The sequence below is a fragment of the Alkalibacterium putridalgicola genome (assembly GCF_900109825.1).
Classification (GTDB): domain Bacteria; phylum Bacillota; class Bacilli; order Lactobacillales; family Carnobacteriaceae_A; genus Alkalibacterium; species Alkalibacterium putridalgicola.
On record NZ_FOBL01000002.1, the window covers coordinates 56,351 to 78,543 of the forward strand.

The 22,193-nt window shown below is 41.1% G+C and carries 14 protein-coding genes; 13 read left to right on the forward strand and 1 reads right to left on the reverse strand.

Features of this window, described 5'->3' with window-relative positions:
• Window positions 1-6: 6 nt before the first annotated feature.
• From BMX84_RS12460 to BMX84_RS01240, 3 genes are all read left to right on the forward strand, one after another.
• Complete coding sequence (locus BMX84_RS12460; RefSeq protein WP_091486276.1) at window positions 7-2,814, forward strand: family 16 glycosylhydrolase; 2,808 nt, start codon at window positions 7-9, stop codon at window positions 2,812-2,814.
• Between the two features lie 138 nt (window positions 2,815-2,952).
• The gene (locus BMX84_RS01235) at window positions 2,953-3,933 is read left to right on the forward strand and encodes an acyltransferase family protein (RefSeq protein ID WP_091486279.1); all 981 of its coding nucleotides are present in this window, start codon (window positions 2,953-2,955) and stop codon (window positions 3,931-3,933) included.
• Between the two features lie 1,271 nt (window positions 3,934-5,204).
• Window positions 5,205-7,067 carry an LTA synthase family protein gene (locus tag BMX84_RS01240; RefSeq protein WP_091486281.1) on the forward strand — a complete coding sequence of 621 codons (1,863 nt, stop codon included), beginning with the start codon at window positions 5,205-5,207 and terminating at the stop codon, window positions 7,065-7,067.
• Window positions 7,068-7,146: 79 nt separating this feature from the next.
• Here BMX84_RS01240 and galE read toward each other — a convergent pair whose 3' ends face one another.
• The gene (gene galE, locus BMX84_RS01245) at window positions 7,147-8,160 is read right to left on the reverse strand and encodes a UDP-glucose 4-epimerase GalE (RefSeq protein ID WP_091486284.1); all 1,014 of its coding nucleotides are present in this window, start codon (window positions 8,158-8,160) and stop codon (window positions 7,147-7,149) included.
• Between the two features lie 293 nt (window positions 8,161-8,453).
• Between galE and BMX84_RS01250 the strand changes: the two genes are divergently transcribed.
• The 10 genes from BMX84_RS01250 to BMX84_RS01295 all read left to right on the forward strand — a co-directional run bounded on the left by BMX84_RS01250 (window position 8,454) and on the right by BMX84_RS01295 (window position 22,192).
• Window positions 8,454-9,506, forward strand: coding sequence for a glycosyltransferase family 2 protein (locus BMX84_RS01250; protein WP_091486286.1), 1,053 nt, complete (start codon window positions 8,454-8,456; stop codon window positions 9,504-9,506).
• Window positions 9,507-9,691: 185 nt separating this feature from the next.
• Window positions 9,692-11,011 carry an IS1380 family transposase gene (locus tag BMX84_RS01255; protein WP_091486289.1) on the forward strand — a complete coding sequence of 440 codons (1,320 nt, stop codon included), beginning with the start codon at window positions 9,692-9,694 and terminating at the stop codon, window positions 11,009-11,011.
• Window positions 11,012-11,225: 214 nt separating this feature from the next.
• Window positions 11,226-12,662 carry a lipopolysaccharide biosynthesis protein gene (locus BMX84_RS01260; RefSeq protein WP_091486292.1) on the forward strand — a complete coding sequence of 479 codons (1,437 nt, stop codon included), beginning with the start codon at window positions 11,226-11,228 and terminating at the stop codon, window positions 12,660-12,662.
• A gap of 19 nt (window positions 12,663-12,681) precedes the next feature.
• The gene (locus BMX84_RS01265; protein ID WP_091486294.1) at window positions 12,682-13,608 is read left to right on the forward strand and encodes a glycosyltransferase family 2 protein; all 927 of its coding nucleotides are present in this window, start codon (window positions 12,682-12,684) and stop codon (window positions 13,606-13,608) included.
• A 161-nt stretch (window positions 13,609-13,769) separates the two neighbouring features.
• Entirely contained in the window at window positions 13,770-14,888 is a 1,119-nt protein-coding gene (wecB, locus tag BMX84_RS01270; RefSeq protein WP_091486297.1) for a non-hydrolyzing UDP-N-acetylglucosamine 2-epimerase, read from the forward strand.
• Window positions 14,889-14,919: 31 nt separating this feature from the next.
• Window positions 14,920-16,158, forward strand: coding sequence for a hypothetical protein (locus tag BMX84_RS01275; protein ID WP_091486300.1), 1,239 nt, complete (start codon window positions 14,920-14,922; stop codon window positions 16,156-16,158).
• On the forward strand, window positions 16,148-17,524 hold the full coding sequence (locus tag BMX84_RS01280) for a sugar transferase (protein WP_371860938.1): 1,377 nt from the start codon (window positions 16,148-16,150) through the stop codon (window positions 17,522-17,524). The genes BMX84_RS01275 and BMX84_RS01280 overlap by 11 nt, the downstream gene beginning before the upstream one ends.
• Window positions 17,525-17,538: 14 nt before the next feature.
• Entirely contained in the window at window positions 17,539-18,660 is a 1,122-nt protein-coding gene (locus tag BMX84_RS01285) for a hypothetical protein (protein ID WP_091486305.1), read from the forward strand.
• 131 nt (window positions 18,661-18,791) lie between these two features.
• Entirely contained in the window at window positions 18,792-20,855 is a 2,064-nt protein-coding gene (locus BMX84_RS01290) for a glucosaminidase domain-containing protein (RefSeq protein WP_091486306.1), read from the forward strand.
• A 239-nt stretch (window positions 20,856-21,094) separates the two neighbouring features.
• The gene (locus tag BMX84_RS01295; protein ID WP_177165421.1) at window positions 21,095-22,192 is read left to right on the forward strand and encodes a glycosyltransferase family 4 protein; all 1,098 of its coding nucleotides are present in this window, start codon (window positions 21,095-21,097) and stop codon (window positions 22,190-22,192) included.
• The last annotated feature ends 1 nt before the right edge of the window (window position 22,193 follow it).

The window sequence follows — 22,193 nt, forward strand, 5'->3', positions numbered from 1 at the left end:
AAACAGATGAAGAACAAGAAAAGAGTTGCCGTAATTTGCGGATTATTGTTGATGGGACCGGCCGTTTTAAGTCAAATGCAAAATGAAGACGCTGTCATGACAGTGGAGGCGGTGGAACAGGAAAACCTCCTTGCCAATGGAGACTTTACTTTGGGGACAGACAGCTGGGGACTGATGCATGAATATGGCGGAGATGCCACCTTTACAGCAGACAATGAACAGGCCGAGGTAACGGTACATAACATTGCCGGCATCCATGCAGAGTGGGGCGTGCCGATCAGCTGGTCTTCCCAGTTCGTTCAGGAAAACGTCGCATTAGAAGCCAACACCCGTTACAAATTGTCTTTTGATGCGAAATCAAGCATCGCCCGTCCCGTTGTTCTGGAATATACGGAATTTAAAGGCAACTTGAAGGAAAACTTTTATCTGACCGAAGAAATGCAAACGTTTACGCATGAATTTGAAACACTGCAGGCAGCAACGATGCATCTGAAATTCCTGATCGGGAATGTTCAGCACGAAGGCGAACTGACGCCTGAGGAAGAACATACTCTGACCTTTGACAATATTTCATTAGTCTCATTAGGCGAAGTGCAGGAAGAAACAGGCGAAAAAGACTGGCAGCTGACCTGGCAGGATGAATTTGACGGTGAAACCTTGGACCTTTCAAAATGGCGCATCGACGAAGGGAACGGCTACTGGAGCGGTGACGAATGGATCAACGGCTGGGGCAATAACGAGAAGCAGTATTATCATGAAGACAACGTCACAGTAACAGACGGCAAACTGATCTTGGAAGCCAGAGAAGAACAGATCTCCGATGAACAAGGCGACTATGATTATACCTCCGGGAAAATATTATCTGACGGCTTATTCAGCCAGACATTCGGACGCTTTGAAGCCCGAATGAAACTGCCTGACGGACAAGGTTACTGGCCTGCTTTCTGGATGATGCCGCAGGACGATACCTATGGCACATGGGCAGCCTCAGGGGAACTGGACATCATGGAGAATGCCGGTGCTAATACCGATAAAGTCGGTGGAGCGATCCACTTTGGCGATCTCTGGCCTAACAACACGTATCTAGCCGGCGACTACCACTTTGAAGAGGGCAGCACCACCGAGTTCAATACCTACAGTGTCGAGTGGGAACCGGAAGAGATCCGCTGGTATGTCAACGATGAACTGTTTTACAAAACCAGCGACTGGTACACCGAAAGTTATGAAAAACCGGCACCTTTCGACCAGGACTTCTATATGATCCTGAACCTGGCTGTGGGCGGCTGGTATGGCGGCGAACCGGATGCGTCAACAGCCTTCCCGGGACAGGTCGAAGTGGATTATGTCCGCGTCTATGAAGATGCTAATGCCAACTATGACAAATCACCTTCACCACTGAAAGAAACGGTAGAAGAGCCGGAAGAACCGACAGACGAGCTGGACCGCGACCCGGCCAACTGGGAAGCTGTTGGAGACAACCTCGTCACAGATGGTTCGTTTGATGATACAACGACTTTCGGCGACCCTGACAGTGACGCTACTTGGAAGACTTTCAACATGGCTGACCATGATCCAAATGGCGGCAAAGGCGAGTTTTCAGTCGTGGACAACGTCCTGAACACTGAGATCCAGCAGCTTGGCTGGAACTGGTGGCAGATACAACTGATGCAGGATATGGAACTAACTGAAGGGACCTATAAGCTGACCTTCGACATGACTTCCGAACTGGCTAGAGACATGCGTGTCGAATTAGTCGGTTCAGGAGAAGAAATCAAAGTCTTCCCGGTCGACGAAACAGAAGAAACCTATGAACTGATCTTCCACGTAGGAGGCGGAACAGAGAGTCTGATGTTCGGCTTTGGACGCGAGATCGACGAAGAAGAATTAGCTGTCCCTTACAATATGACGCTGGACAATATCGTCCTTAAAGCAGCTGAACCAGTCGAAGAAGCACCGGCAGAACCGACACCGGATGAAGAAGACGGTGAGTGGGTCGAGATCGGCGACAACCTGATCGAAGACGGTATGTTCGACGAGACCACTGACTTCGGTAATGCAGATGAACTGTCTACCTGGAACATCCATAACCAGGGCGACTATGAAAACTGGGCCGGTCTGGCAGGCTTCTCTGTGGTGGACGGCGTAGTGAACGCTGAAATCACACAAGTCGGCTGGGACTGGTGGCAGATCCAGTTATACCAGAACCTGGACGTTGTTCAAAGCGGCACATACAGACTGTCCTTTGACATGGCATCCGAACACGCAAGAAATGTCCGTGTCGAACTCGTCAATGCCGGTCTTGAGGTCATGGACTTCACAGTAAACGAAGAAATGAACACCTATGAAGCCATCGTTGAGATCGAAAACGGTGAAGGCCTGCAGCTGCTGTTTGGCTTAGGCAGACTGCCGGAAGACGAAGAACTCGACACACCTTACACGGTGATGCTCGATAACGTCAGCCTCAAAGAAGTCGAATTCGTTGTGGAAGAAGAACCTGTTGAAGAAGAGCCTGGTGACGAAACGGATCCTGAAAACGGTGAAACGCCGGTCGAAGGGGAAGAACCTGGTGATGAAAACGACGACAAGAACGACGATAAGCAGGAGAATGAAAAAGTTGACGAAAAAGACGATTTGAAAGACGATCAGAACGAAGAGAAAGACAAAGACGATAAGAAAGATAAAGAAAAATCAGATACTGCAGATGAAGACGGCGAAAAACTGCCTGAAACAGCCACAGCTATCTGGTCAGTCGGTGCGCTCGGTTTGACCGGGCTAGGAACCGGACTGGGATTGAAAGTCTTTAAAAAAGACTAAGCTAAATCAATAAGTATCAGAACGTCTTCCGGACGACCGATCCTCCCGGAAGGCGTTTTTGATTTGCCTCAAAGCAAGCATAAAAGTTGTCTGGATCAGCGTATAGACGTATACTCTTTGTTAAGAAAGAGGTGCGCTATGGCAAAACGCAATTATACGATCGACATCATCAAGGCACTGGCGATCATCTCCGTCATACTTATCCATGGATTATCCAATGCCACGCTTTACGATATCCTGGCGCCTTATTATATCTGGCAGACGGTCCCGGTGTTTATGATTTTAATGGGCTATAACGCCGCCAATTCCTTCATGAGAAAGGGATACGAAAATCTCCCTGACATCCTTGCCCGTCATTATCTCCTGAACAAAGCGGAACGCATCCTGCTGCCGTTCAGCGTCATCTGGCTCATGCAGGTACTGATTCAGTTCTTTTATTTTGACAACAGGAATATAGGCGAACTCCTGCTGAGATTTCTGGAAGGGGGCTACGGTCCGGGCAGTTACTTTATTCCGCTGCTCCTGCAGGCATCGATCCTTATCCCGTTCATCTATCTGATCCTGAAAAAGCAGCCGACTAAGATGATGATCCTGCTGTTTTTTGTGAGTCTGCTGATCGATTTGGCTTCGTTCTGGTTGAATATCTCCGGGAGCTTATACCGCATCCTGATCATCCGCCACCTGTTTTCAGTGACCTTGGGGATATGGTATGCTTTGGAAAAGTCGACCATCAAGCTGAAGTGGCTCGTTATTCCAGCTATTGCGAGTCTGGCGTACATCACGGCCGTCCACTACTATAACTGGGAGCTGATCGTAGAGGAATACTGGCACAGTCAGCACGCCCCGTCCTATTTTTACGTGCTGTTCATCATCATGATCGGCATGAAGTATCTGGAAGTCGGCAAAGAGTCCCTCCTTGAGAAGTTTTTTATACTGATCGGTCGGGCATCGCTGCATATCTACCTGACACAGATGTTTTACTTCTGGTTCCTGCACGAACACCTGCCGGATTTCAGCGGCTTTATGTATCTTCTGATGTTTCTGACGATCCCCATCGCTTCAGGCATCGGTTTTTATCTGCTGGATGGCTACTTGAACAGGAGAGTCATTAAAAAGTAGATCATACGCGCAGGCTTGCGCGTATGACCATCATGAAAAGCAGTTTGCGGGACAAGTGGCTAGTAATTTCTGGATCACTTGTCCCGCTGATCGGTTTACGGACCAAGTGGTGCTCAGAGACTGTCCCACTTGTACCGCAAATGGCTATTCGGAACAAGTTTCAATCATAAAGAGTCTCACTTGTTCCAAAAAGACCTTAATAAATTGAAAAAGCCGCCAGCGATGGCGGCTTTCCTTTTAATAGATAAAATTCGGTACATGTGAGCAAATAGTATACTGCCGCTTGTACCGAATGTGTGTATATAGGAATAAACTGACTTTAAAGGTGAAGTAAGCAGCATGAAGTAAGGTGTTTTCTGTTCTATAAAATACAGAGGCACTGTAAAGACTTAAAGCGTTTTACAGGTCGTATGGCGATCCGTCTGCTTTAATGTAAGTTTTCTTTTTGCATTTAGTGCAGCGTTGAGTATAACAATAGGAATGATGAGGGTGTTCTTTAAAGTTGGTCCCCTTTAGCGCTGATCTGCACTCCGGATTGCTGCAAGGGACAGACATCAGATTTGGGAGCATTTTATTCATCCTTTCTTTCTTTGAGTTTAATGTAACGCTCAATAAGAAGGGAGTCAAGAATGTTTATAAAACACTGTTATTTTTTATGCATTAAGTGACAAAAAAGTGAAAAGTGCTTAGTGCTGTAACGCTTGAGCAAGGAAAAGTTAAACCATAAAACCAATCAAATCTAAATAATAAACGCATAAAATTATCAGGAAGGGTATGATTTTGTATTAATATACTTTTAGGGGGAACAAAGGCGCAGGCGTGCGCGTTTGAACATCATAAAAAACGTTTTGCGGTACAAGTGACAAGGATATTCTTCCGCACTTGTACCGCTGATTCATATTCGGAGCGAGTGAACTCCCCCAAAAATACCACTTGATCCATAACCGGCTATTCAGTACAAGTTGCAGCGTTAAAAAGACAAACTTGTATTGAGTATCATATAAGTAGTTAATATACAGATCCTGGCACTTTAAAATACGTGAAGTCGTTAAATTTGTTATAGTTCACTTATCTCTGTTAATAAATTGTTATCTTACGACGAGCAATATATTGAAATTGTGTACTCAATGTTGTTTACGCAGTCATAAAACTGTACAAGACGATGCTATAATAGAGGTTTTTTTCATCATTTTATAATAATATTTACAAATCATACAAAGAATAGTATAGTGGTATAGATATTAATAATCATAGAGAGGTTGAATATTATAATGATAAATAAAGAGAAATACGCGGGACGGGTGTTTAGATATTTCCTCTTTGGTATATTTGTTTCTTTGATATCAGCATTCGTCATGCAGTATTTTTTTACTCAGTTTAATTTTCAAGACACATACTTTTTTGTTTTTCATTCTCACACAAAGCTCTTTTTATATGGTGCAGGACTACTTTTCGTAGTATACATGTGGTTAACAGCGCTTACAGGAAGCTCTGTTTTAGGAAGTTCCATACTAATGTTTTTATCTATACTTTTAAGTTTAACCTCCTATGTGAAATATCAATATCGTGTTGAACCTCTATATCCAAATGAATTAGGAATGGTTACAAATCTTTCGGAACTAGCTACTATGGTCAGTACAGCAGACATATTAATGGCAGCTGGGGTAATACTGCTTACATCAATAACGACTTTTATATTATATAAAAAATTTTCAACTAAAAAAGAATACATTTCTCCAAAGACAGTTCATTATGGCTGGAGGATTTTAACACTTATTATTTCAACTTTTTTTATGATCTATGTCACTCATTTTAATGGTTCAGGTAATCAAATCAAGGAACATTTTTCCAACTATACCAGATGGGTAACATATAACCAGAATATGAATTATCAGCGGAATGGTTTTATAGCAGGTTTCTTATATAATTTAGGAACAGTAAATATGGAAGAGCCTGAAGACTATTCAAGAGATGAAATAGAGAGAATTTACAAAAAATATTTAGAGGAAGCTGAAAAAATCAACCAAAATAGGACTCAAAGTAAGATAAATACTAATCTTATATATATTATGAATGAATCGTTTTCTGATCCCACTAAAATTAATGGTTTTTCAACGGATCAGGATCCAATTCCTTATACAAGAGAACTTTTGAATAATACACTGAGCGGAGAGTCTTTAGCATTGAATATTGGTGGCGGCACAGCCAATAGTGAGTTTGAAGCACTTACCAGTCTTTCAAAGGAACCTTTTAGAGTGAGTGTTCCATTCGTTGAAGCCGTTAATATTATGCACAAGGTCCCATCTATTGTAAAAAAAGCAAACAATGATAAATTAACGACAACAGCTATTCATCCCTACGATCCAACGTTGTACAGACGTTTATCAGTATACGAAAAATTGGGTTTTAGCGAATTTTTATATGCAAAAAATATGAAAAATACTGAGAAGATGGGAAATAGCCGACATATTTCTGATCGTTCTGCATATAAAGAAAGTATAGAAGTAATTGAAAAAACTGAAGAAAAAGATTTTATTCATCTCGTAACCATGCAAAATCATGGTCCTTACCAAGGAAAGTACGAAGATCTTAAATTCAGTACTAACGCTAATGGTACCGAATCGAGCTTGGAGGCGGATAGTTACCTTGAAGATCTTCACAATAGCGATTTAGCACTAAAAGAGTTCTTAGAATATTTAGAAAATCAAGAAGAAGAGTTTTTAGTTGTATTTTGGGGTGATCACCTTCCTGGTATTTATAGCGAAGAAGTTCTTAGTGAAAACAGTGATTTAAATATGAGAGAAACACCATTATTTTTCTACTCTAATAAGCAAGAACTATCTGGAGATGTTGGAACAATAAGCCCGATGTTTCATACTAATCAAGTTCTTGATATATTAGATATTGAGGTATCTCCTTATGAAGCTTTGGTAGATAATCTAGAACAGAAATTGCCTGGTCTTAACGGAGGAGTATACTTGGAGAGAAATAGTGAAAAAGTCATTTCATCCAGAAATGAATTAAGCAAAGAAGCCCAAGCTATACTCAAAGATTTTAACTTAGTTCAATATGACATTGTTTCAGGCAATGAGTACGGTAAGAAGTTAGGTCTTTTTGAAATCAAAAGCCAATAATAAAAATCATTATTGTGTTATTTTCTTCTCTGTTATAAAGAAAAAAGCCGCCATCGCTGGCGGCTTTCCTTATAGTCTTTTAACTCTCGTATCCGTTCGGATTCGATTTCTGCCAGCGCCATGAGTCACGGCACATGTCTTCGATCGAATAGGTGGCTTCCCAGCCGAGTTCGTTTTTGGCTTTAGTAACGTCGGCGTAGCTGGTGGCGATGTCGCCGGGACGGCGGTCGACGATTTCGTGTGGGATCTCAACATCATTGGCATTTTCGAATGCATGGATCACATCCAGCACGGAATAACCTTTACCGGTCCCTAAATTATAAGCTTCGACGCCGGTCATGCCCATGACTTTCTCCAACGCCTTGATATGGCCTTTCGCCAGGTCGACCACGTGGATGTAGTCGCGCACGCCGGTCCCGTCATGTGTATCGTAGTCTGAACCAAACACAGATAGCTTCTCGCGCTTTCCGACAGCGACCTGAGTGATATACGGCATCAGGTTGTTCGGGATGTCGTTAGGGTCTTCGCCGATACGTCCGGATACGTGGGCGCCGATCGGGTTGAAGTAACGCAATAATGCGGCACTCCACTGATTGTCAGCGATATACTGATCCTGGATGAACTGCTCGATGAACATTTTTGTCGTGCCGTAAGGATTTGTTGTCGACAGGGGCATGTCTTCAGTGAACGGCGCTTCATTCGTCATACCGTAAACTGTGGCACTTGAACTGAAGACGATTTTCTTCACGTTGTATTCGTTCATCAGCTCCATCAACACGATCGTGCCGTTCAGATTGTTGCTGTAATATTTCAGCGGCTGGGCCACAGATTCGCCGACGGCTTTGTAGCCGGCAAAGTGGATTACCGCGTCCAGTTCGTGCTGCTCAAAGACCTCGCGCAGGGCTTCCTTGTCGCAGATATTCACTTCGTGGAAAGGGATGTCTTTTCCTGTGATGTCTTTCAGACGTTTCAGGACTTCCGGTTTTGAGTTGGAATAGTCGTCAACGATCACCACATCATATTTTTTTTCGATGAGTTCAACGACCGTGTGGCTGCCGATATAACCGGCACCACCTGTAACTAATATAGCCATGAGTTTCGCTCCTTCATAAGTAGTATTTTTTACTAAATTTTACTCTTTATTTTACTCCCCTCATTGTACCACAGACATCTGTTTCCGTGCATCGATATTCTTATTAGATAACAAAACGGTTAAACTCTATCGACAAATGTAAAGAATTAATGAAAACTCTAGTTATAGACAGAAACTGTGGTATAATTTGCTGTAATTGAAAAATCCATACCTATATGAAATCATAAATATAAACGTACGAAAGAGTTTCAAGAAGCAGCAGTTAAAAGCATCAAATAGAGAGGACTTGAGTTATGTTTGAAGTTTCCATCATCATGCCGGTGTACAACGTCAAGGAACATCTAGCGAGGGCGATCGAATCGGCCTTGAATCAGAAAAAAATACTCACTGAAATCATTCTTGTTAACGACGGGTCGACCGACGGCTGTGCAGAGATCTGTGACGACTATGCTCAGCGCGAACCTCTCTTAGTCAAAGTGATCCATCAGGAAAACAAAGGATCAGGCCCCGCGCGCAATGCCGGACTGGACCAGGCGATCGGCAAATATATTTATTTTGCAGATCCCGATGATTATTTTGACAACAACCTTTTGCAGGAAAACTGCCGCCTGGCCAAAGAAGCAGAGCCCGATATGGTGGTTTTCGGCTACACACAGGAAAAGGCGTCAGATCCTTTAGACCGTGAAATAAAACTGCCGAACTTCCCGCAGCTGACGACCCAAGAAGGGTTCCGCCAGCACTTTGGCAATGTCTACCATTTTTCTCCCTATGCTCTATGGAACAAGCTCTATAAAAGAAAATTTCTGAAAAAGCACCACATTCGTTTCACGAGTCAGAAGACCGGACAGGATGCGCTCTTTAATATCGACGTCTTCAAGCACCTGTCATCCGTCGCCGTCAACCGGAAAGCCTACTATCACTACGTTTCCCACGAAGGATCATCGGTGAACCGGTACCGTCCGGAGCGTTATCTGATGGAACAGAACATCGCAGAAGCCTTTGAACAGCTGATGAGTGAGTGGGGCGAAGAAGGGACCTTCGCCAATCTGATCGGTGAAGAGTATTTCAATACGCTCTACCTTGAAACGGCCAATCTGGTCCACAGAGACTGCCCGCTTTCCGATGAAGAGAAAATTAAACGTCTGATTGATATCTGGCAGACCATCGGAATCACAAAAATAGTCCCTTATAAACAGAGCGACCATAATCCGTTTAGACGCCTGCTGCTCAGCACCTATAAGCAGCAGAACTTCAATCAGGCACTACGCCTGATGAAGAGCCGCAATCAGGTCGCCAGACGCTACACGAAAGTATTCAGTAAAGTGAGAACCTTTTTTAAAAATTAAACAGGAAAAGAAATCCTGAATTATTCATAGTTTAAATCTAAATCTGTGTTTATCGTTGATGTTCTCAACTTTCTTTTCCTCTTTTTTCTTCACCCATTGGGTGAGGAAAAAAGGATACAAAAAGAGCACACTCTGTGTTAATGTAAAGTCATCCAAAACCAACAAAAACAGAGGTGTGCTCTTATATGGAAACTTTACAAGAAAAATCGCTAAAATTCAACTCAAATATAATTGTATCTAACGATGGTGGTCAATTATCCAATGATGCCGGGCTTCTTTTGCTTTTTGAATTTATACACAACATCAACTTTGATGCGTTGCTTGACGAACACTTCCATCTAAATGATTCTCGTGCCTATTGTATTCACGAATACGAAGATATCTTGAAACAATTGATTGTCCAACTGATCGCTGGGTATCCGCAAGATTCGGCTGCGAACCGACTACGTTTAGATCCTATTCTAAAGCAAGGACTGGAGAAAGAGCAGCTCGCTTCTCAATCCATGATTTCTCGTTTTATAAATGAACTAACAGAAGAGAATGTCAGTCAATTCCAACAAATCGCTAAAGTTTTAGCGGATCAGTGGCTTCACCATACGAATACTCAACACATGATTATTGATGTCGACTCTACCCATTCGGATACTTTTGGCAATCAAGAATACACAGATTTCAATACCCATTATGGTACCAATGGGTACCACCCTTTAGTCGCTTTTGACGGATTAACGGGCTTGTTTTTAGATGCCCAACTTCGCCCTGGGAATGTGTATACGTCTAATGCGGCAGAAGGTTTCTTAGCCTCTATTATTCAACAGTACAAGAAGCATTCATGTGATATGTTTCTAACGGTTCGTGGGGATAGTGGCTTTGCCAAACCTGAGATTTATTCCCTTTGTGAAGAAGAATACGTCAAGTATCTGATTCGATTGAAAGTCAATAAAAAGCTGAAAGACCTCGCACACCGTCACGTTCTTTATGGGGAAACCACTGACTTCACAAAGGAAGAACATCAATATTTCATGATGGACTATCAAGCGGGCAGTTGGACATCCTCACGGAAAGTAGCTGTAAAAGCCACTCGTGAAGCAGGCAATCTGTTATTTTCGAAGTATGAGTTTATCGTCACCAACTTCCATGGGCTTTCAGCCGATGTCGTATTTAAGTTGTATCAAAAACGAGGAACGATGGAAAATTGTATCAAAGAAATCAAGAATGGGTTTGCCTTTGATAAAACCGACAGTTCCACCTTTGTGGCCAATCAAGCCCGTATGATGATCAGTTGTGTAGCTTACAACTTGGTTCATCTGATGAAAGAAACCACCTTCCCAAAGGAAGTGAAGCGTTCAACCATTTCAACGATTCGTTTCAAACTCTTTCATATTGCCGGAAGATTGACGAGTCACGCTCGACAACTACGGGTTCGCTTGGCGACCTCTCATGTCTTTGATTCTCTCTTTTGGGAAGTGCTTGAGAACATACAGTCATTGGTTCTTTTGCATTAGGTTCGTCAGCTACCCTCAATTTTTTTGAGTTCTGTATGACCAAGGGGGCCGTATACCCTTTTTTAGAAAGAAAACGAGTCCTGCCTTCTAAAGAACTTCTATTCAAGGCTTTTGAGATGGATAATCGCTCAAAACAACGAAAATATTCGGTAAAATACTTATCCACAGAAAGCTATGAATTATTCAGGAAATAACAGCCGAGGAGTCAACCGCTATGATGGAACAGTTCAAACATGCCCTTTTTTATACAGCTATTGGTAAATATTCCATCGTTGTGGTCCAGCTGCTCGTTCAGGCAGTCCTGTCCCGGATCCTGACACCAGCGGAATATGGGATCGTGGCAGCCGTCAATATCTTCCTCGTTTTCTTCCAGCTGCTGGCCGATTTTGGGATCGGTCCAGCAGTTATACAGAATAAAAGTCTGAATAAAAGAGAATTAAATGATATCTTTTCTTTCAGCCTCTATGTCGCGGTCGGATTGGCAGTGGTGTTTTTCTTTCTGGGATATCCGATGAGTGATTTCTACGGGAACCCAGTTTATATAGCGATAAGCCGTATCCTGGCCATCGCCGTCTTTTTTTACGGCGTTTTAGTCGTACCGCAATCGATCCTCCTTCGGGAAAAGAATTTCCGGCTCGTCAATATCACGACAGTGACCGGCGCGCTGGTATCTGGAGTGATTTCTATCGGCCTCGCTCTGTTAGGGTTCAGCTATTATGCAATCATCATCGGCAATACGGCCCGGGCATTCATTATGTTCGTAATTTTCTACATAAAGACCGAGACGAAGATCAGTCTCAAATTCAACTGGGGACCGCTCAAAAAGATCTTTGCCTTTTCACGCAATCAGTTCCTGTTCAACTTCATCAACTACTTTTCAAGGAATCTGGACAATCTCCTGATCGGGCGCTACTTCAGTGCAAGCGCGCTGGCTTACTATGACAAAGCCTATCAGGTCTCGCTGTACCCCAATCAGGTGCTGACAAGTCTCGTGACGTCAGTGATCCACCCGATCCTGTCCGATTATGAAGATGAAAAGGAACGGATCAAACGCGTCTATTTAAGGATTTCCAATCTACTAGCAACACTTGGCATGCCGCTGTCTATCTTCCTGTTCTTCGCTGCCGAAGAAGTGATCCTGTTTCTTTTTGGGGGACAATGGGACGGCAGTGTCGCGGCCTTTCAGATACTGGCTTTGTCGATCTGGATCCAAATGATCCTGTCGAGCACCGGCGGCATCTTCCAGTCGGGGAACCGGACGGATCTTCTATTACTTTCAGGCATCTTGTCGACCGCCTTCAATATCACCGGTATCGTTATCGGTATTTTGATGGGACAGATCGAATATGTCGCCGGCTTTCTGGTCCTGGCGTTCAGCCTGAATTTTATCCAGGCCAATTACCTGCTCATGATCAAGATGTTCAAGTCAAGTCTGCTGGAGTTTTTTAAAGTGCTCACCAAGCCGGTCATTCTGGCGGTGATGCAGGCCGGGGCGTTCTGGCTGCTGCCGGAACTGCCGCTGAACAACTTCTTCAGCCTGGTCGTCAAAGGACTCGTGTTCGTTGTCGTCTGGATCATCGGTTTGTTCATCACCGGGGAATTTAAACGGCTGAAACTGGAACTGCAGCGTGCACGTGGCATCAAAGAATAAAGAAGAGAGGAGCAGGAACATGACTAAACCCTTAGTATCGATCATCGTACCCACTTATAATGTAGAAAGATATATCGAGGAGTGCATCGATTCCCTGCTCGCTCAGACCTATCCGAGTACCGAGATCATCGTTCTGGATGATGCGTCGACCGATGCGACTGTATACTTATTAAAGCAGTACACCGAAGAGATTATCCTGATCGAAAATGAAAAGAACAAAGGTCAGGGTGCAAGACGAAATCAGGGGCTGCAAATAGCCAGCGGAAAGTACATCTATTTCATGGATGCCGACGACTGGCTGGAAAAAGAGGCACTCGAAGAATGTGTCGAGCTGGCCGAAAAAACCAGTGCAGAACTCGTTCGTTTCAATGGCTTGGCCTTTTATCAGGACGACCAATCGGCGGTAAATGAAAACAACTACGACTTTTCTCAAACGCTCGAAAATAATAAGCTCTACACAGGAGAAGAGGCTCTTTTGAAAAATAGAAAAGCCTTCACGCCGTCACCCTGTCTCTATTTAGTGAAAAAAGACCTGATCGACCAAAACAACTTGTCGTTTATCGAAGGCGTCCTGCATGAAGACGAGTACTTCACGACCGTCCTGTTTTCGAACACCGAAAGAATGATTTACTTGAATAAAAAATACTATCACCGCCGCTACCGGACCGCTTCGACCATGACAGAACAGACGAAACAGCACAAGCTGAGATCGTTCAATTCTTACATCAAAGTGTTTCAGGCGCTGGAAGAGGAGTATAAACAGTCGAAATATTCAGAACATCAGAAACAGTTCATCAAGCGTCAGCTGCTATCCATATACAACGGACTGCTAATAAGCGACGTGTATCCGGAGATGAAACGCCAGCTGAAACAGTTTAAAACGGTATCGCTTAAGGACAAACTGTTCGTGCTTGGTGCAAGACTTAAGCAGCAGCTGAAAAAATAAGAATAAAAAGTGAATAAGAAAGCACTTACCTTTACCAGATTATGACAATACGCTGAAAATGTGTCGGTAAAGGTTCTTTTTATGGTAAAATAGCTTTTGATTGTGTCACACTATAGATACTGAATATCATGAATAAATAAAGAGAATGGAGAAGAGCCAGGATGAAGAAAAAGAAAATTGCGATCGTATTCGGTACGCGTCCGGAAGCGATCAAAATGGCGCCAGTCATTCTTGAACTGAAAAAATATCAGGATGAATTTGAATCCTGTATCATTGTCTCTGCTCAACATAGAGAAATGCTTGACCAGGTTTTATCCGTTTTTGATATCAAACCGGATTATGATTTGGACATCATGAAACGCAACCAGACTTTGTCGGATATCACATCTGATGTCTTGAAAGGGATCGAAACGGTCTTTGTAAAAGAACAGCCAGATATGGTGCTGGTTCACGGGGATACGACGACGAGTTTTGCCGCGGCTCTGGCGGCTTATTATCATCAGATCCCGATCGGTCACGTGGAAGCCGGGCTCCGCACTTACGATAAATATTTCCCCTTTCCTGAGGAAGGAAACAGACAGTTGATCGATGCAATTACCGATCTGTTCTTTGTCCCAACGGAGACCACGAAACAGAACCTTCTCAAAGAAGGCAAGGATGAACAACAGATAGTTGTCACAGGCAACACAGTGATCGATGCGGTTCGTTATACAAAAGTCAGTAAAACCAAGCACAATGCATTGGACTTAATGGATGAAAAAACGGATCAGAAATGGATATTACTCACATCTCACCGGAGAGAAAATTACGGACAGCCAATGATCAATATATTTGAGGCTATTTTAGAAGTTGTAAATAATCACAAAGAAATTGAAGTAATTGTACCCGTTCATTTAAGCCCGACAGTTCAGAGAGTAGCGAATGAGATTCTAGGCGATCACGACAGAATCCATTTAATCGAACCACTTGAAGTCGATGTCTTTCATCAAGTCATCAATAAAACCTATTTAGTACTGACAGATTCCGGTGGTCTGCAGGAAGAAGCACCTGCATTAGATAAACCTGTCCTTGTCTTAAGAGATAAGACGGAACGACCTGAAGGACTGGATGCAGGCACACTCAAAGTTATAGGTACAGATAAGAGAAGAATAGTAGAAGAAGTAAATGAGTTAGTTACAAATAGAGATCTATATATAAAAATGTCTCAAGCAGATAACCCTTATGGAGATGGATACGCAAGTGGAAGGATACTCGAAACAATAAAAGGTTACTTTCTGTAATTGAATGAGTATGAATAGAGGAGATGGTTGAGTGGAGTCGACGTTAGTCAATAAATGGTTAAATCAGTACGAAAACAGACAACCTGTATTCAACCATCTGGTTTTATTCTTAGTAGCTATCTCATTCGCCTTAAGTGACTGGCTTTACGGTGCATTCACTTTTACAGAACTGATACTTGGATTGTCTCTCAGTATCCTATTTTTAGCGGGAAAGTATAGAATACATGTTCACCAATTAAAATGGGTACTGGCTCCAATAATCATAATTTTAGTTCATTCTCTTTATTTATATAACGTTTATGATGATTTTAATTTGCGGATTTCAGTTATAGCACTTATTAAGTTATTATTTTACGTGTTGGCCGTTACTGGACTGTATAATTTTATCAAGGTGCAAAAGCTGAAAGAGGAGTTCATGATATGGAATAATCTTGTTGCTCTTATTATTTTAGCTCTGGGTGTATACATTGCTCTTGCCGTCTACATGGAAACGAACTTTGAGCAAGGATTACCTTATGAATTTCTGTTGAGATTTACTCGACTTGATGGACACCTTTACCGGCGAGATATACCGATCGTACGAATGAAGAGTATCTTCCAGGAACCTGCTCATTTAGGGTATTACTTAAATTCAATACTCATGATAAATCTGTTGAACAAAAAGCAGCTGAGAATGAAAAAATGGATCAACAGCTTATTGATTACGGGGGTTATACTAACGTTATCATATAGCTCAGTCTTTATTATGCTTTCGATATTGGCACTTTGGCTGATTGTCAATTTTAATCACTTTAAAGGTAAACTAAAATGGACTCCAAGTGCATTTGTCAGTTTAGGACTTGTATTGATCGTTGTGTTTTTTTTCAGAGAGTTAATATACACGACGCTGGTACAGAGGACCATAGAAATTATTACAGGTGTAGAAACATCAGGATATGAACGCTTAATTGTCAGCTGGCGCTATATAAATAAAGAAACATTTTTATCAGGATATGGTTTTTTACAAAGTCCTGGAATGTTATGGAACATTTTTGCCTATGTATTTACAGAGTTAGGTCTGATTGTGTTCTTTTTATACGTATTGAGTATCGGTTACTTAATGAACTATAATATACCAATTGCGCTAGTGTTTATATTAATGAACTTCGCTAAGGGCGGATATTTATCCTCTGGGTACTGGTTCCTGATTTTACTTGTGATCATTTATTCGGCTCGTAACTTTGAACCATTTCATGTTACTAATAGAAAGGGAGAACACCGTGAGAAGTAATGAAGGATTTGACAAGACAAAAAAAATATTAATAGGAATGGTAGAAGTCCTATTGTATCATTTATCGATATGGCTATCGTTTTATTATAGATATGACGGGAATATTCCTAGTTTTAACTATATATCGTATCAAAATGCCCGAGTGTATATATTTTTTGTATTTCTACTGTTAAACATTTTGTTTGGAATTTATATATACTACAACAAATCAATTATGGATCTGTTTGTGATTACAATCATTGTTCAGGTAATACTTACTGTAATGATTATGGCCATGACCTTTTTCGGAAGATGGTTTAGTTTCCCCAGATCTGTCATAGTTATTAGTTTTATTACCAGTTCAGTTATTCTATTTATTTGGAGAGTAGCAGTATTTAAACTCTACGAAAGAATTGCAGGGACGAAGAAAGTTATGGTCGTGGGTGAGGAAAATAAAATCGGTGAAATCATCTACAACTTCATGAATGCTAAAAATAAAAGGCATACTGTCACCTCGGCAGTGCTAGATAATTATATTGAAAACATAAAGAAACATATCGATACCATAGATATTGTCTATATTGCAGCCGACTTGTCACGTCAGGAAAAATTAACAATTATTGATTTTCTTGTTAAAAATAACAAAAACATATTTGTTAACACGAGTTTTGAACATCTGGCTTTAGTGAACCCAAACATTATGAATATTGAAGACGAGAGTGTGATAGAGTTATCTAATTTTCGAATCTCTCCTGAATTTGATTTAATAAAGCGGACGATCGATATCATTGTGGCGGCACTTATGATTATAGTTACATCGCCGATTATGATACTAACGGCTATGCTGATCAAGCTCACCTCAAAAGGTCCGGCCGTCTATAAACAAGTAAGAATTACTAAAGGTCAGAAAGAGTTTAATATATATAAATTTAGAACCATGTCCGCAACTGCAGAAACAGATTCTGGACCGGTGTTGGCGAAAGCGAATGATATGAGGGTCACACCGATAGGTAAATACTTAAGAGCTTTACGTATTGACGAATTACCTCAGCTGTTCAATGTATTGAACGGTACGATGGCATTGGTTGGACCGCGACCGGAAAGACCGTTTTTTGTTGACCAGTTCAAGAAAGAAAATCCTTATTATGATTTAAGACATAATGTTAGAGCTGGGATTACTGGCTATGCTCAAGTGTACGGAAAATATTCTACGAATTTTAACAGCAAACTAAATTTCGATTTAGTTTATATAAAGAATTATAACTTATTGATGGATTTAAAAATACTTTTACAAACCATTAAAGTTCTGTTTGATAAAGTTTCTTCAAAAGGTGTAGATGAAGAAATCGATACTAGCATTCCAGAGACGATAAAAATCTATAGATAGTTAGGAGTGGGGAAATGAAAGATGAGTTGACATTAAAAGATTTATACAGATTTTTAGTTGATAATATAAAAATCATTATTAGCACGGTCGCAGTTACGAGTATTATGGCAATAGTATTTGCTGTCTTATCAAATTTAGATTTAGATGACTCTGAAACTGTTGATACCACGCCTATTGAAAATCCTAGACTAATCAGTGAGAAAAGATATGAAGAATACGCTCAGTGGCCTGTAGAACTTTTCTCAGAGCCACAAATAAGACAAATGCAGGCGTACCTTCTTCCCAAAGCATATAAGATCACATTTTATGCCGAACATGAGGATTACGAACCAATCACAAACACAACATTCATGAGAGAAGTATTCAGAAATAACGATGTCCTAAATTATATTGAAGACAATCTAAATGCTGATTTAACACCTGATATCGATTTTGCAGTTCATATCGAGAATTTGGCTAACTCCGGTGTCTACGAATTACATTTTCAAAGAGGTACACAGGAGGAAAGTTTAGAATTAGCTTATATCGTGATGGATGCTATTGAAGAAGGCGTAATACCTGTATTAGAGAATAAAAATGTATATTTCGTTGAAGATGAACCTGAACTGGTCGAAGAAGATTATTCTAATTTTGAAGAGGACACAACAGTTGAATCTGGTTTTTCAATCGGCTCATTCATCAGATATATAGTGTTGTTTGGGATCATAGGTATTGCAGCTGGAACTGTGATTGGAATTATTATTGCTTTGCTTGGAATAATAATGAGTAAACAGGTGACAGCACTTTATGACTATGTACGTAAAGATACGGATAAAGTGGTGCGACTGAATCATTTAAGAAATGTTGGTCCAGAAGAACGGATGCAAAAAGGACAGACTAATATCAATACGCCATTAGTTAATTCTAAAATCCTTCTTTATGATGAAGAAACTGAAAATGAGTGGACTGATTTATTCAGCAACCTTAAAGCAAACGTTTTTAAGTATAAAGATTTTTCAAATATAAATGAAGAATTGATAAATATTGACGAAATCATTATTTTATCCAAAGTAAATAGGACCTCCAAAGACTGGTATAATAATCAGCGAGTTCAATTGAACGGTTATAACATCCCTATAAAGATAATCCAATTCTAGGTAATATTGTTACAAAAAAATGAATATTAATTACTCTTTTCTTTACTTCTTTACAGAATGACGTTATATATTACGCTTCTCTGTGTTATACTTTTTGAGTATCAAACTTTTACATACTTAAGGAGGACACAATGAAAAAATATAAAGCGTTTGGAATCATCATGAGTAGTATGCTAATCCTCGGTGCTGCCAGTACTACGACGATTGCTGTAGCAGAGAGCGTTGACGAGACAGCTGAAATGAGTACACAGAGTGATGGTGAAAGTTTAAATAGACTTTTCAATGAATTGGAAACCATCACTTTTGACTCATCTTCTTTATCTGAGGAACAAATAGCGGCACTTGAAGGTCTCATTGATGGTACATATAGTGTCATGTTAGAAGTGGATGAAAATACAACTTACATAGGTTTTAACGAAGTAGATGAAAGAGTAATTAGTTACTTTGAAAATCAGGAGTTTTTACAGTTTGTTTCTAATGAAAATAAATCGGTAACAGCTGAAGTCAGCCTCTCCGAATTATATGATCTAACAGAACTACTGGAAAAAGAATCTACTACTTCTTCAGAAACTGAGCCCCGACAATTGGAATCAGTTGCAACTGCAGCTAAAGAAGAAATACCTGAAGCGAGCTATACCCCTAAAACTTATTCTACAGAAGATGACGTTTCATATTCAAGATCATCTGAAGTTGAAGAATTATTACATGGAGGGGAGGATGTCTTTAGTACTTTCGGTACAATGATGAGCATCTCCTCTTCGGACGGTAGAGTAGCAGAAAACGGTATATATACAGTTGTTAGTGGAGATACATTCAATGACATAGCTTCGTCGTTTAATTTGAAAACAAGACAGTTACAAGAATGGAATGGGCATGTCTCTAATATCAATAGTTTGATAGTTGGGACAGAATTAGCGGTAACACGCAGAGGCGTGGAAGCACTGTTGTCTGATGCTGATAAAGCACGACTTTATAGAGGTGGAGCTGAACCGGTTTACACTATACCGCAAGAGTTTATCGATGATATTGCTACACAAGCGATAAAAGTATCCAATCTGGAGGGCGAAGAAGCGTTGTGGCCATCACTGATGATCGCTCAGGCTGCACATGAGAGTAATTATGGTCGTTCCTCATTAGCCAGCCCTCCTTATCACAACTTAAGTGGTATAAAAGGTTCTCACAACGGTAAATCTGTGTTGATGTGGACATGGGAGGTTTTAGATGGTGTGAGAGTCGATGTCTTGGCTCCGTTCAGGCATTATCCTTCTTACGATGCTTCTTTACAGAGTTATGCAAGTTTACTTAGAAATGGTCTTTCCTGGAGCAGAGACTATTATTCTGGAACCTGGAGAAGCAAAACCGATTCTGTCTGGGATGTGCTGGATAATGGGGGATTACGAGGATATGCGACAGATCCGAACTATTATGTTGCAATCAAACGGATCATCGACAACTTTGATTTGACTAAATACGACACAGGAAATTACTACGTTCGTACGGGAACATTCTTAGGAGAAACCTTCACTCAGCTTCAAGTCAATAAACTTGCCAGCCAAAATAAAGCGCTGGACTATAGAATAGAAGTCGATACGAATAAAACACCTTATTCATACCGAAGAATCGAATCCACTGAAGAGTTCCTGGGAGAAGCCGGTGCTCAAAGAGTGATCGATCAGTTACGCAGAGATAAAGGCTGGGGTGCATCGATGATCGCCACAGGAAATGGTACTGAAAGACACCGCGTACGCTCAGGATTCTTCAATACAAAGGCTAGAGCAGAAATCGCTCTTGATAACTTCAGGAACTTAAGTGGTTATTCAGCAAGTATTGAAATAGATTCGGATGGGAAATACAGAATACTTACAGGCTTCTTTAATGGAGCATCCAGCGCACGTAAAGGTCTTGCTTACATGCACGAGCTTGGATGGGGTGCAAGTATAATTGGAACAGGTAATTACACACCACACTACACTGTAAGAACTGGAACGTTCAATACACCAAACCATGTGAATAGTGCCGAAATCTACTTTAACCATTATGGATGGGGAAGTAAACAGGTACTGTCCACTAGAACAAATCCTTATTACCGTATTTATGCGGAAGGCTTTGTTTATGAAGGTCAGGCCAATACATTTGTTGAGCAGTTAAGCAGCCAATACAACTGGGGGTCAACAGCTTTTCCAGTACACAAATAAAGTCATAAAATAATCACTCATTTATACTGTCTAGATCCACTTTGATCAAAGGTTGGGATCGGAATAGACAGACTATAAGTGAGTGATTTTTTTGGCATGTAACGAAGCTGATATTTCAAATGTTATGAATTTCTGAAGATTTCATAATAATGGCACAATAAAAATGCATTATTGGTAAGTTTCCTTTATAATTGAATAGATTGTTTTAGACAATGATAATAGGTTTCGGAGGATATCTGATGACAAAAGTACTGATTTTTTCTAATCACCCGGCATATACGTATAACTTGAGAAAAGAAATTATTGAAGGTCTTATTAATGAAGGATACCAAGTGTCTTTAGTCGTACCTTATGGTAAAGAAGTCGAGCACTTCAAAGACATTGGCGTCAAACTGATCGATATAAAAATCAGTGAACGAAGCGTTAATCCTTTCACTGACTTGAAACTGCTTCAAAACAACGTAAAAATTTTAAAAGAAGAAAAACCGGATGTCGTACTTACATACGCCACCAAACAGAATATATACGGAGGGATGGCAGCAAGACTGACAAGGACGCCTTATATACCGATGATAACCGGTCTGGGAACAGCAATGGAGAATCCGGGCATCCTCCAAAAGATTGCCAGTACATTGTATAGATTGGGTGTCAAAGGAGCGACGGCTTTATTTGTTCAGAATGAGTCTATCCGTAAAAAGCTGAAGGACTTTGATATGATCCATGCACCCGTGTACATGACACCAGGGTCTGGAGTGAGCCTAGAGCGGCACCCACTGGCAGAATATCCGAATGAAAACGAACCGATCCAGTTTCTGTATATCGGACGTATCATGAAAGACAAAGGGATCTTTGAATTACTGGAAGCGGCACGTGCCGTTAAAAAGGAATATCCGACTGTTACTTTTAGAGTGATCGGACACGGTAATCTGGAAGAGGATATAGTAAAAGTAAAAGCTGCAGATAAAGAAGGGACGATCGAATATCTCGGTAGGCAGTCAGATGTGAGACCCTTTATAAGAGAATCCCATGCAACTGTTCTTCCATCCTATCATGAAGGGATGGCCAATGTATTGCTAGAATCAGCAGCCGCAGGACGCCCGATTCTTGCTTCGAAGGTGCCCGGCTGTCAGGAGACATTTGATGAGAACCGGACAGGAGTTGGTTTTAAGGCCAGAGATACCGGATCTCTTATTAAAGCTATTGAACAATTCATTGAGCTCCCTTATAATCTTAAAAGAGATATGGGTCGGGCTGGACGTCAGAAGATGGAAAATGAGTTCGACAGAACGATTATCTTAAATATGTATATCAAAATAATTGAAAAGATTGGAAGATGAT